General features: G+C 61.6%; 10 protein-coding genes and 1 tRNA gene. 4 read left to right on the top strand and 7 right to left on the bottom strand.

Going from position 1 to position 13,000, the window contains the following annotated elements:
* Positions 1 to 51 precede the first annotated feature (51 nt).
* Positions 52 to 2,424, bottom strand: a complete 2,373-nt coding sequence (locus IG169_RS20010; RefSeq protein WP_193178034.1) for a glycogen/starch/alpha-glucan phosphorylase — start codon at positions 2,422 to 2,424, stop codon at positions 52 to 54.
* A gap of 246 nt (positions 2,425 to 2,670) precedes the next feature.
* Between IG169_RS20010 and IG169_RS20015 the strand changes: the two genes are divergently transcribed.
* Positions 2,671 to 3,300: a ribonuclease D gene (locus IG169_RS20015; RefSeq protein WP_193178035.1), complete on the top strand. Its 630-nt coding sequence runs from the start codon at positions 2,671 to 2,673 to the stop codon at positions 3,298 to 3,300.
* A gap of 10 nt (positions 3,301 to 3,310) precedes the next feature.
* The gene (locus tag IG169_RS20020; RefSeq protein WP_193178036.1) at positions 3,311 to 3,994 is read left to right on the top strand and encodes an HAD-IA family hydrolase; all 684 of its coding nucleotides are present in this window, start codon (positions 3,311 to 3,313) and stop codon (positions 3,992 to 3,994) included.
* Between the two features lie 21 nt (positions 3,995 to 4,015).
* Here the strand turns inward: IG169_RS20020 and IG169_RS20025 are convergent, their stop codons facing one another.
* From IG169_RS20025 to aroA, 5 genes are all read right to left on the bottom strand, one after another.
* The gene (locus IG169_RS20025) at positions 4,016 to 4,975 is read right to left on the bottom strand and encodes a ketopantoate reductase family protein (protein ID WP_193178037.1); all 960 of its coding nucleotides are present in this window, start codon (positions 4,973 to 4,975) and stop codon (positions 4,016 to 4,018) included.
* Positions 4,976 to 5,004: 29 nt separating this feature from the next.
* Complete coding sequence (locus tag IG169_RS20030) at positions 5,005 to 5,349, bottom strand: DUF6665 family protein (protein WP_193178038.1); 345 nt, start codon at positions 5,347 to 5,349, stop codon at positions 5,005 to 5,007.
* Positions 5,350 to 5,473: 124 nt separating this feature from the next.
* Entirely contained in the window at positions 5,474 to 7,174 is a 1,701-nt protein-coding gene (gene rpsA, locus IG169_RS20035) for a 30S ribosomal protein S1 (RefSeq protein ID WP_193178039.1), read from the bottom strand.
* 138 nt (positions 7,175 to 7,312) lie between these two features.
* A complete protein-coding gene (gene cmk / locus IG169_RS20040; protein WP_193178132.1) occupies positions 7,313 to 7,960 on the bottom strand; it encodes a (d)CMP kinase in 648 nt (215 codons plus the stop codon).
* Positions 7,948 to 9,306: a 3-phosphoshikimate 1-carboxyvinyltransferase gene (gene aroA, locus IG169_RS20045; RefSeq protein ID WP_193178040.1), complete on the bottom strand. Its 1,359-nt coding sequence runs from the start codon at positions 9,304 to 9,306 to the stop codon at positions 7,948 to 7,950. The genes cmk and aroA overlap by 13 nt, the downstream gene beginning before the upstream one ends.
* Before the next feature lie 226 nt (positions 9,307 to 9,532).
* Here aroA and IG169_RS20050 point away from each other — a divergent pair, with 226 nt between their 5' ends.
* Both IG169_RS20050 and IG169_RS20055 read left to right on the top strand, forming a co-directional pair.
* On the top strand, positions 9,533 to 9,952 hold the full coding sequence (locus IG169_RS20050; RefSeq protein ID WP_193178041.1) for a TIGR02300 family protein: 420 nt from the start codon (positions 9,533 to 9,535) through the stop codon (positions 9,950 to 9,952).
* Between the two features lie 89 nt (positions 9,953 to 10,041).
* Positions 10,042 to 10,117: transfer RNA gene (locus IG169_RS20055), tRNA-Ala, on the top strand.
* 782 nt (positions 10,118 to 10,899) lie between these two features.
* On the opposite strand, the gene IG169_RS20060 is transcribed toward IG169_RS20055, so the two are convergent.
* Positions 10,900 to 12,996, bottom strand: coding sequence for a 3'-5' exonuclease (locus IG169_RS20060; RefSeq protein WP_193178042.1), 2,097 nt, complete (start codon positions 12,994 to 12,996; stop codon positions 10,900 to 10,902).
* Positions 12,997 to 13,000: the final 4 nt, after the last annotated feature.

Consider the following 13,000-nt stretch of genomic DNA (forward strand, 5'->3'; position numbering starts at 1 on the left):
ATTCGCTTGTCGCCGAATAGCAACAGCGAAACGCGGCGCAATCGGTTACAGTTATGTGACGGAATGGGCTGACCAGATATCCGCCATGTAGCCGCGGATCGTGCGGTCGGACGAGAACCAGCCGGTACGCGCCGTATTCAATGCGGCCATGCGCATCCAGCGATCGCGATCCCTGAAAACCTGGTCGACCTCACGCTGCTTGTCGTAATAGGCCTGGAAGTCGGAACAGACGAGGAAGTAGTCCGACCAGCGCAGGTTCTCGGCGATGTCGGCATAGCGGCCCGGGTCTCCCGGCGAAAAGACGCCGCGCTCGATATCGGCAATGGCACCGGCCAGTTCGGGGCTGGCGTCGATCGCCTTGCGGGCATGGTCGGGAACCGCGCGGCGCGCGACCACTTCCGGCGCGGTCATGCCGAAGAGGAAGAAGTTATCGGCGCCGACGCATTCGCGGATCTCGACATTGGCGCCGTCGAGCGTGCCGATGGTCAGCGCGCCGTTGAGCGCGAATTTCATGTTGCCGGTGCCGGACGCCTCCTTGCCGGCCGTCGATATCTGCTCTGACAGGTCAGCGGCCGGAATCAGCCGCTCGGCAAGCGTGACGTTGTAGTTGGGCAGATAGACCACCTTGAGCAGTTTCGAGGTTACGGGATCGGCGTTGATGATCCGCGCCACGTCGTTGATCAGGTGGATGATCTTCTTGGCGAAGACGTAGCCCGGCGCGGCCTTGCCCGCGAAAATCTTGACGCGCGGCGACCAGTCCGCGTTCGGATTGTCGCGGATGGCGCGCCACAGCGCGATGGTCTCGAGGATGTTCAGATGCTGGCGCTTGTACTCGTGGATACGTTTGATCTGGATGTCGAACATGGCCTCAGGATCGAGTTGCAACCCCTCGGTATCGCGCACGAAATGTGCCAGTCCGGCCTTGTTCTTCGCTTTCGCGTCGGCAAATGCGTCACGGAAACCGGTGTCATCGACATGCGGCTCCAGTTCCGACAGGCGCTCGAGATGGCCGACCCAGTCGTTGCCGATGGTCTTGTCGATCAGGCTGCTCAGCACTGGATTGCACGACAGCAGCCAGCGCCGCGGGGTGACGCCGTTGGTCTCGTTGACGATGCGCTCGGGATGCAGGCGGTTCAACTCGGCGAAGACCGTCTGCTTCATCAGGTCGGTGTGAAGCGCGGAAACGCCGTTGATGCGATGCGCCATGACGAAGGACAGTTCGCCCATCTTGACGCTGCCGTTCTCGATGACCGTCACCTTGCGGCTCGGATTCTGGCGGGCATGCAATTCGTCGATGCGCTCGATCAGTTGCAGGTGACGCGGCAACAGCGCGCCCATCAACCCTTCCGACCAGCGCTCCAGCGCTTCCGGCATCAGCGTGTGGTTGGTGTAGGACAGGCAGGCGCGGGCGATCTCGACGGAGTCCTCGAAATCGATGTCCTTTTCGTCGTGGAGGAGGCGAACGAGCTCCGGCCCGGCAATCGCCGGATGGGTGTCGTTGAGCTGTATCGCCGCCTTGTGCGGCAGCTTGCGCAGATCGTCATATTCGGACAGGAACCGGCGCAGGATGTCGCGCAGCGAAGCGGCGGTGAAGAAGTATTCCTGCTTCAGGCGCAGCGCCTTGCCCTGCTCGGTGGTGTCGTCGGGATAGAGCACGCGCGAGATGGTGCGCGCAAGCGCTTCCGGCTCGGCGGCGGCGGCATATTCGCCGCGGTTGAAACGCTCCAGGTCGAAGACGCGGGTCGATTGCGCGCTCCACAGGCGAAGCGTGTTGGCCCAGTTTCCCCGCCATCCAATGATCGGCGTGTCGTGTGCGGCCGCGATCACGCGCTCCTCGGGTTGCCACAAGGCTTTGCGGCCGGATTCCATGACGGGACCGCCAAAACCGATTTCGAAAGCGCATTCGGGTCGCTCGAATTCCCAGGTGTGCCTGCCGGTCAGCCATGTCTCCGGTTCCTCGACCTGGCGGCCGTCGACGAAACGCTGGCGGAACAGCCCGTGCTCGTAGCGGATGCCGTAGCCATGGGCCGGGCAGGCGACGGTGGATAGCGAATCGAGAAAGCAGGCGGCGAGCCGGCCGAGACCGCCATTGCCGAGCGCGGCATCGGGCTCGTTTTCCAGCACCTCGTCAAAGGACACGTCGAAGCCGTCGAAGACGGATTTCGCCTGTTCGAGCAGGCCGAGATTGACGATCGCGTCTTCCAGCAGGCGGCCGATCAGAAATTCCATCGACAGGTAATAGACGCGCTTGTGCTGGCCGGCATAGGTCGCGCGAGTCGCCTTGAACCAGGGATCGACGATATGGTCGCGCACGGCAAGCGACAGCGCCACGCGCCAGTCATAGATGTGGGCGTGCCCGGGATCCTTGCCGAGCGAGTATTTCAAGTGCTGCAACATGCTTTCGCGCAAGTCGGCGTCTGTCATGGTCTATCCCCTGCCGGTCACGGCAAATAAGCAAGCAAAACTGTCTGGATTTGGTCCTGGGAGGCCAAAGTGGATTTAACCGATTATATCGTTCATCGCCCTGCGGTCCGCAACCCGAATGATAAGCCGATGGCATATTGCCTGTCCGGCGTTGCCGCAACGACACGGCAAGGGCCGTACAGGGGCGTTTCATTCTCGGAGAAAACGCTCTAGAACGCGCAACGAAGCGATTTGCAGAGGTGGCGCATGGCCGACAACACGATCCGTTTGCACGAGGGCGACCTGTCAGAGGAGGCGCTCGCGCACTACGGCGACTCCGTCGCCATCGACACAGAGACACTCGGGCTCAATCCACACCGCGACCGGCTATGCGTCGTGCAGCTTTCGCCGGGCGACGGAACGGCGGACGTTGTCCAGATCGCCAAGGATCAGAAAAAGGCGCCGAACCTGGTGAAATTGCTGCGCGACAACAAGAAGACCAAGATCTTCCATTTCGGCCGGTTCGACATCGCGGTTCTCAAACACGCCTTCGGCGTGACGACGAATCCGGTGTTCTGCACCAAGATCGCGTCGCGGCTGACCCGCACCTACACCGACCGGCACGGGCTGAAGGACATCTGCCGCGAGTTGCTCGGCGTCGATATCTCGAAGCAGCAGCAATCCTCCGACTGGGGCGCCGAACAATTAACGGACGCACAACTGGAATATGCCGCCTCCGACGTTTTGCACCTGCACGCGCTGATGGCGGTGCTGAAAGAGAGGCTGGAGCGCGAAGGTCGCGTCAAGCAGGCGGATGCCTGTTTCCGCTTCCTGCCGACACGCGCCGACCTCGACCTGATGGGTTGGCCCGAAGAAGACATCTTCTCGCATAGCTGAGGCACGGTTCGTGGCATCGCCGCTTCTTATTTTCGATTGCGACGGCGTCCTGATCGACAGCGAGGCTATCTATCTCGATGTCGAAATGGCGTATCTGCGCGAGCTCGGCGTGAAGGTCGAGCGGCCCTGGTACATGCGCGAGTTCATGGCGCTCGGGCCAGCGGAATGGCGCATCAAATATGCCGGTCTCATCCTCAGGGAGACCGGAGAGCCGCTTCTCGACACGGGTTTCGAGCAATTGAAGGCGGAATCGCGGCGCCGTGTCGCGGAAGAGCTGAAGCCGGTGGAAGGCGCGGAAGCGATGCTGGAAAGCCTTGGCTGCGCACGCTGCGTCGCGTCGAGCACGCAATTGGCCTTCCTGCACCGGAAGCTGGATCTGGTGGATTTCTCACGGTTCTTCGGCGACGGGGTCTTTTCCGGCGACATGGTGGAACACGGCAAGCCCGCGCCGGACCTGTTCTTGCACGCGGCGCAAGCCATGGGGCATGACGATGGCGACTGCATTGTCATCGAGGACAGCGTCAACGGCGTGCGCGGCGGCAAAGCTGCCGGCCATTTCGTTATCGGCTTCACCGGCGGCAGCCATTGCAGGAAAGGCCACGACATCATGCTCGAAGAGGCAGGCGCCGACATGGTGCTCGACAGCCACGACGCGCTTTCGGAATGGATCGCTGCGGAATTGCAGCCCGCCTGAGCGGTGAAACACTCAGACCTTCTAATACTTTTCGTGGGCATCCTGCACCTCCGCGAGTGACAGGCTGCCCGGTTCGACCCCCTCGGCAACCAGGCGGCGGCCGAGATCGCACAGGAAGCCGTTCACCGGAACCGGGACGCCATGCAGACGGCCAAGCAGAACGATCTCCCCGTTGAGATAGCCGGTTTCGATGGATCCTGCCTTGCGGACAAGGCTCTGTGCCGACGAGGAGCCCGTGCGCGGCGCCCCATTGACCGGCGTGATCTGCATCAGGTCGTCGTGGCGGAACCCCTTTGTATAAGGAATGCCGGCGGTTTCCAGCACCGTTTCAGCCTCCGCGCGGGCCGCATCGGCCAATGGCGACTTGCGGGCGGCTTCGCCCGCCGCCGCGTCCAGGACGTTCGACAGGTTCATCAGCAGTTTCCCGTACTTGCCCGGCATGACATCGGCCTCCGGGAAACCCGCAAAGCCGGCACCGTCCAGGGCCATGCAAATCTCCCGGGTCGTTGAATCGATACCCTTCGGATAGCGGCCGATGTTGAAGACACCCAGTTTCGGCCCGCAATTGACCACGACTTCGCCCGGCTTGACGAAGTCCGCCGGCATCATGACCACCGCGGCATAGACGTTTTCGAACAGCCGCAGGGCCAGGCGCTCGTTTTCGATGCCGTTCTGGGCGCAGACGATCGCCTGGCGCCTGACCCCACATCTTTCGAGGCTTTCGAGCGCCGCTTTCGTGTCCTGCGTCTTCATCGTCAGGAAGATGACGTCGTCGGGCCGGAAAGAAATCTCGTCGGGAGCACCGACACAGGGAAACCTGACGGTATCGTCGCTGACCGGCGTGCGGACCCGTAACCCGTTCCGCTGGATCGCATCGAGCTGGGCGCCACGCGCAATTCCCACGACGTCGTAGCCCGCAAGGGCCAAGCTGGCCGCCAGACCGCCGCCGATGGCGCCTACCCCAAAGATCACAAATCGCATGAACGTACCCCCCTGAACTACGGCCGCGTTCAACCCCCGGCGCGTGTTTTTCCGACTATGCCGACGCGAACCATGACCTCACGCGGAATGTCGTAGGTCTCCAGCAGGTGATGATCGGTCTTCAAACCAAGGTAGTCCCGCTGGATGAACAGCACCCAGGCGCAATCGGCCGCTTCCTGCAGGAGGTCGTCACGATTGCGGTTGGAGCCGGGCGTCGCGTCATGGCGGCGCAGCGCCTCCAATGCATCTTCCAGCTTGCGCCCAATGCGCCCGAGCGCGGCGGCGGTCTCCGCCATCGCCTCGTAGCCGAAAGCGTCGAAGTTCTTTTCCGCTTGCGTGCGGCGTTGCGATGCAAGTGTGCGCGGCGGACGCATAGCCTGTCCGTTGAGTATCTCGTCCGGAAAATCGGGTGCGCCGCAAAAAAGGTCAACGCCAAGGCGAAAAAAAACCCGCCGGACGCGGCCGTCCGGCGGGTTTCGATCGTTCAGGCGCTCGGGCTTAGTTGCCTTCGCGGTTCTTCAGCGCTGCGCCGAGAATGTCGCCGAGCGATGCGCCGGCATCGGTCGAACCGAACTGCGCGACGGCTTCCTTCTCTTCGGCGATTTCCAGGGCCTTGATCGAGACCTGGATGCGGCGCGTCTTCTTGTCGAAGGAGATGACGCGGGCATCGACCTTCTGGCCGACAGCGAAGCGTTCCGGACGCTGCTCGTCGCGGTCGCGCGAGAGATCCGAGCGACGGATGAAGGTGTCGAGGTCGTGGTCGACCAGCTTCACCTCGAGACCGCCATCGGTGACACCGGTGACTTCCGCGGTAACGACCGCACCCTTGCGCAGATCGCCGGAAGCGGCGGCTTCGCCGATCGCATCGCGGCCAAGCTGCTTGATGCCGAGCGAGATGCGTTCCTTCTCGACATCGACGTCAAGCACAACGGCCTTGACCATGTCGCCCTTGTTGTAGGTCTCGATGGCCTGTTCGCCCGGCATGTTCCAGTCGAGGTCGGACAGGTGCACCATGCCGTCGACGTCGCCGTCGAGACCGATGAACAGACCGAACTCGGTCTTGTTCTTGACCTCGCCTTCGACGACGGACCCGGTGGGATGGGTCTGCGCGAAAGCTTCCCACGGATTTTCCAGCGTCTGCTTGAGGCCGAGCGAAATACGGCGCTTGGCCGGATCGACCTCGAGGACGACGACTTCGACTTCCTGCGACGTGGACAGGATCTTGCCCGGATGGACGTTCTTCTTCGTCCAGGACATTTCGGAGACGTGGATCAGGCCCTCGATGCCCGGCTCGATCTCGACGAATGCACCGTAGTCGGTGATGTTCGTGACCGTGCCCTTGATCTTCTTGCCAACCGGATAATTGGTGCCGATGCCATCCCACGGGTCGGCCTGAAGCTGCTTCATGCCGAGCGAGATACGGTGGGTTTCCTGGTTGATGCGGATGATCTGGACCTTGACGGTCTGGCCGATCGACAGGATTTCCGACGGATGGTTGACGCGGCGCCATGCCATGTCGGTGACATGCAGCAGGCCGTCGATGCCGCCGAGATCGACGAACGCACCGTAATCGGTGATGTTCTTGACCACGCCCTCGACCGTCTGGCCCTCTTCAAGGTTCTGGACGATTTCAGAGCGCTGCTCGGCACGGCTCTCTTCGAGAACGGTGCGGCGGGAAACGACGATGTTACCGCGGCGCTTGTCCATCTTGAGGATTTCGAAGGGCTGCGGGTTGTGCATCAGCGGGGTGACGTCGCGCACGGGGCGGATATCGACCTGGGAACGCGGCAGGAAGGCCACGGCACCGTCCAGATCGACGGTGAAGCCGCCCTTGACCTGGTTGAAAATGACGCCTTCGACGCGTTCGCCGTTATTGAATTTCTCTTCGAGCTTGACCCAGCTTTCCTCGCGGCGCGCTTTTTCGCGCGAGAGAACGGCTTCGCCAAGGGCGTTTTCAACGCGCTCGACATAGACTTCGACGGTATCGCCGACTTTCAGCGTGCCGTCCTTGGCCTTGGCGCCGAATTCCTTCAGCGCGATACGGCCTTCGACCTTGAGGCCGACATCGACAATCGCCATGTCTTTTTCGATTGCCGTGATGATTCCCTTGACGACCGAACCTTCGGCGGTGTCGTGGTCTTCAAAAGAGGCTTCGAGGAGGGACGCGAAGTCCTCCACGGTGGGGTTCATATCTGACATTAATGCTCCTGGGGCCCGGAAAGTTTTTCGTCGGGCACAAGCGCCGGTGGTTCGTGTTGCGTTGCTCCAAACGGCAATCCGGCCCTGAAAACTCTTGTCGGGCCAAAATCCGGCGCGGGGACCGCAGTTCGGAAGTTGCTAGCTGTTTTCGCCCAGGGCCGCGTCGACAAAGCGTCTCGCTGCCCGGAACGCCGCTTCTATAGTCATTTCCGATGTATCAAGCAAGTGTGCGTCACGCGCGGGCTTGAGGGGCGAGTCGGCGCGGTTCATGTCGCGCTCGTCGCGCTTGACGATATCGGCGAGAATCGCCTGCTCCTCCGCCTCGCCGCCATTGCCGAGGATCTCGTGGTACCGGCGCCTTGCACGGACCTCGGGAGACGCGATCACGAAGAGCTTCACCGGTGCATCCGGGCAGACGACCGTGCCGATGTCACGACCGTCGAGAACGGTGCCGGGCGGGCGGGTGGCGAATTCGCGCTGGCGCTCGACCAGAACACGACGGACGCCCGGCATGACCGCGATCCGGGACGCCGCTTCGCCGATCTCGTGCGCGGCGAGCACGTCGCGCTGCATGTTGCCGATGTCGAATGCGCGCGCTGCATCCACCGCCGCAGCCTCGTCATCAAGGGGCATGCCGGCGTCGAGCATCGCCTTGGCGACGGCGCGATAGGTGAGCCCTGTGTCGAGATGGCGGAAGCCGTAATGGGCCGCCAACCGGCGCGCCAGCGTTCCCTTGCCCGACGCCGCCGGACCGTCGATGGCGATGGTGAATGTCATGCGAAAAATTCCATCTGCGCGCCGAGCCCGGTCATCAAGTCCATGAACTCGGGAAACGAGGTCGCGATGATCGCCGCATCGTCGACGAATGCGCCATGCTCGGCCGCAAGGCCGAAGACAAGGAAGCTCATGGCGATGCGGTGATCGAGATGCGTCTCGACGACGGCGTCCTTCGTCATCGCGCCGAGGCCCTTGCCGCCCGGATGGCCGCGGACCGACAGCCAGTCCCGGCCCTCGGTGCAATCGACGCCGTTCAGTTCGAGGCCGCGCGCGACAGCGTCGAGCCGGTCGCTTTCCTTGACGCGCAATTCCTCGATGCCGGGCATCACGGTCTCGCCTTCGGCGAAACTCGCCGCGACGGCGAGTACCGGATATTCGTCGATCATCGACGGCGCGCGATCGGCGGGAACGGTGACACCCTTCAGATCCGAGGTGCGCACACGTAGGTCCGCGACATCTTCGCCGCCGGCCCGGCGCTCGTTCATGATGTCAATGACCGCGCCCATCTCCAGAAGCGTGGTGATCAGGCCGGTCCGTGTGGGGTTCATCAGCACATTTTCGATTGTTATGTCCGAGCCATGCACAATCAGCGCAGCGACGAGCGGAAAGGCTGTCGAGGACGGATCGCCGGGAACCGCAATCGTCTGGCCGGTCAGACGGCCCTGGCCGACGATGCCGATGCGGCGCGCGCCGTCGGCCTCGGTGCCTATTTCCAGTTCCGCACCGAAGCCCTGCAACATCTTCTCGGTGTGGTCACGCGTCATCGCCGTCTCGATCACCGTGGTGATGCCGGGTGCGTTCAGGCCGGCAAGCAGGACCGCCGACTTGACCTGCGCGGAGGCCATCGGCACGTGGTAGGTAATCGGATTGGCTGTGCGCGGGCCATGCAGCGTCAGCGGCAGGCGGTCGCCCTCCGACGCCTCGACCTGCACACCCATCAGGCGCAGCGGATCGAGCACGCGACCCATCGGCCGCTTGACGAGCGAAGCGTCGCCGGTGAACCGCGTCAGCATGTCATAAGTGCCGGCCAGGCCCATGGTCAGGCGCACGCCGGTGCCGGCATTGCCGAAATCGAGTACGTCTTCCGGTTCCAGCAGGCAGCCGTTGCCGGTGCCGTGGATGATCCATTCGTCCCCAGCCTTGCGTATATTGGCGCCCATGGCGCGCATCGCATTGCCGGTCGCCAGGATGTCCTCGCCCTCGAGCAGGCCGGTGATGCGCGTCTCGCCGGAGGCCAGCCCGCCGAGCATGAAGGCGCGGTGCGAGATCGACTTGTCGCCGGGAATGCGTACGGTCCCCGACAGGTCGGAGGACCGCCGCGCGGCGGCGGGTTTGAGGGAGACGGAATGGGGCATAAGTGGCGCCTGCGTGACGGATGGCTGTCGGTCACCGGCGCCCTAACACAGGATATCACCAAAATCACCTTGCTTGTCGCAAATGAAGATCGCGGCGGCGCAACGTGAATTGACCTTTGACAGGCATTTTCTTTGTCGTTATGGACCGACGATATTTTTCAGGAAAAACGAGCCCCCGTTCCGCCGCCAAATCAGACGGAACCCAAGGATTTACAAGGACGCGACCGTGGCAAAACCGGAACTTGGAACCAAGCGCATCTGCCCTGAAACGGGCCGCAAATTCTACGATCTGAACAAGGATCCGATCGTCTCGCCCTATACCGGCAAGACCTATCCGCTGTCTTTCTTCGAGGACACGAAGCCCGAAATCATCGAAGAAAAGGTCGAGAAGGTCGTGGAAGCCGAGGCGGAAATCGAGGAAGAAGACGATACGGCAGACGCCGAAGTCGTCTCGCTCGAGGATGCCGAGGAAGAAGAGGACACCAGCAAGGAGGACAACCTGCCCGATCTCGGCGACAATACCGATGACGAGATCGAAATCGACGACGACGAGGACGATACCTTCCTGGCCGACGACGAGGACGACGACGACGACGATGTGACCGGCATCATCGATGTCGCCGGCGGAGACGACGACGAAACCTGACGAAAAGAGCGCCGCGGGGACTTGATCTTGGCGCGGCGCGAATGTATCGAACCGCGATCCGCAAGTCAGCGCGAATTGCGGATACGGTCGGGGCCATAGCTCAGCTGGGAGAGCGCCTGCATGGCATGCAGGAGGTCAGCGGTTCGATCCCGCTTGGCTCCACCAATTTTCTCCATCAGAAGATGGCTATTGCATTGAATTAATAGGTAATTTTTTCTGCATCTTCCGCCTTGCGCCACGCGTGCCCCCTTTTCTGCCCCCCTTCTTGACTGTCTACTGGCGCTTTTCGCATCGATTTTGCGGTGTTACATTTTCGCGCAAATCAGTAGCGGGGCATTTTCGATGACATCGTCAGAATCGACAAAATGGCCAGAAAAGATTCTGCGCCTCAATTGGACACGCGGCCTGATCAGGTTGTGGATTGTTGTTTCGACCTTCTGGATCATCGGTGTATTGAGTGTCGCGTCAACGACCGTAGGTCTACGCGTTTTTCTTCCAGCTTCGTGGGACCCCGTTTTGAACTGTGGAGGAGCGTTCGCTACGCCTGAACGGTGTGATCCGGCTCAACAAGGGCTACCCGATCTTCCAAAAGGATTTTATCTCGAAAGAATCCCGGATGATCTATCCAGTCAACGGTCCGCTGCGTGGGGAGCCTTGTTCATGGTGCCAGCAGCCGGTCTCCTAATTGTTATTCTTGCGGTTCCAGTCGTGCGATTGGCGAGTAGGATAATCATCTGGATGGCAACCGGATTTGCTCACACAAAAACCGAGTAACAACAGTAACCGCCATTCTCACCCCCCGGCGTCACCGGACGCGAGGTATAATTTCGGTATCTGCCGCGCTTACCAAACGCGCGGGCGTCCTACTTTTCTGACAGTCCAGACAAATGAACTGGCCGGTCAGCATCTGCCTCCAGAACATATGGGGGCGAATGAGTGGTGCTTGATTAGATTGTGATCTCTTCCAAATATTCGGAGCCCGGCGCCACGCCTGAAACGAACAGGCGGTCCCTCGCCCTGGTCGCTGCCACATAGAGTAACTGCCTTTCAGTTGAAATGACTTCGTCGAGTTCGAATTCATCGGCGACATCGGCGACGCGGCTGGCGAGCGGAAGGACGCCTTCATCGCACGCGACGACGGCAACCGCACGGAACTCCAGACCTTTCGCGAGATGCATCACGCCTACGAGTGCAGCGGCGTCCTCGGATTGCACCCCCGTCGCCACAGTGCGGAATGCGAGGCCAGCGGACTTTGCGATTGCTCGGGCACGGGGAAGTTGTTCCGTAGTGCGGACGAAGATTGCGATCTCCTCCGGCGCTATGCCGTCGGCGAGAGCGGCGCCGATGAATTCGGCCGCCGCTTCTTTTTCCCCATCCTCGTCATCAGCCACGATGACAGCCGGCTCCAGACCGTCGAACACGGACACTGTGCCGCGCCTATCGTCCTCCAGGCCGTCGACGTCACGGATGGTCCTGGGCAGCAGTCGGTCGGCCACGACCCTAATCTGCTGCGAGGTGCGGTAATTGACCTTCAACGTGAGCGAACGACCGCGCACATCGATTCCCAGACCCTTCCACGAGAAGGGTTGCTGAAAGATGCGCTGGCCGATATCCCCCGCGAAGAACAGCGCGTCCGGCTTGTCGGGAGCGATTGCGGCCAGAAAGCGCAGTTCCGGCACACCTAGGTCCTGCGCCTCGTCAACCACGATGTGCGTGAAAGGCTTTTCGTCACGCCGAGAATAGATCTCCGTTACTGCCTCGAACAGCGCCGCCGGTGTGAACAACGCGCGTTGCCGCAGTGCCTCGCGGACCTGCGAAAAGACTTGCCACAGCCCCTCTCTCTGCTTCTGTCCAAGTCGGTTCTTGCGACCCATGCGCGGCACCTCGGCATATGCTTCCGCACTGTCGATCCGCCAGGCGTCGATGACGTTCTCCCATTCGGATATGAGGAAACGCGGCGAGAAGGAGTTGATATTCGCCGCCTGAGCCGCCTTCCCAATCATCCCGCGCACGGTATCCCGATCCGCGATGTGAGCTTTTCGGCCTGTCGTCAGCGCATGAAGTTCTTCGGCAATCCTGCGGAATGACGCGACGGTGACACGGCTCGCAACGTCTGGATCACCTCCGCCCGCGAGCAGCGCAAGCTTGGTTTCAAGCGCGGCAGCCAGCGGGTCGGAAAAAGTGGTCAACAGTACCTTTGCCTGTGGATCGCGGCGGAGGATCCGTATGACACGGTGTAACGCCACGACAGTCTTACCGGTTCCGGCGGAGCCGGCCACACGGGCGGGGCCAGAATAGTCGCGGTCGACGACGCTGCGCTGCAAAGGATGCAGAAACACCGCCCATTTCTCAAAAGGTGCATCAAGAGCCGCTTGTAATTCGTCCAGTCCTTCCAGCACTCGGAACCGTCGCATCGTATCCGGATGCGCCATCGGGTCTTCGACTTGAGCGGCCGCCGGTTGAAGGATTCCTGTCGCCGCATATTCAAGCAACGCCTCTGCCGCCTCCTGCGGCAAGCGGCCTGCCAACGTGAAAAAGGAATCCTCGTCTACCGCGGAAACATCGTCCAGCCAGTCTTCCGGAACACCGACCGACAGCAGATCATCCTGCGTGAGGTTAGCAAAAATTGGCGGCGTGGGTGCTGCCTGTGCAGAAGGGGTATCGAATGGAATGTCCACCTGCTCCGGCTCTGACGGAGCTGCGACTTCCTCGACTAATTCCCGCACCTCGACGATCTGTACCGCCCCGGTTCTAGGATGGGTTTCGATCCTTCGCCTCTCGGCCCAGTCATAGGCGTCATCGTGATGGTCGACATAAGCCAGCATCAGGCTCGCGCCCGTCTTGTGGACGATAATGCGGATGTCGCGGGACACCCGCACCGACCAGAAATTCGAATCCTTCGATTTATCGATGCGGTGAAACTGAAGACCCGGCCGGTTAGGCTCGGTCATCAGAGTGTAGGCGGTCAATTGCACCTGCTTCTGCTCGTCATTGGCGAGTTTGGCGAGCGATGCGGTGAAGCTGTCGGCGAGGATGGTAGGCACGACC

This window comes from Oricola nitratireducens (assembly GCF_014904745.1).
Lineage (GTDB): Bacteria > Pseudomonadota > Alphaproteobacteria > Rhizobiales > Rhizobiaceae > Oricola > Oricola nitratireducens.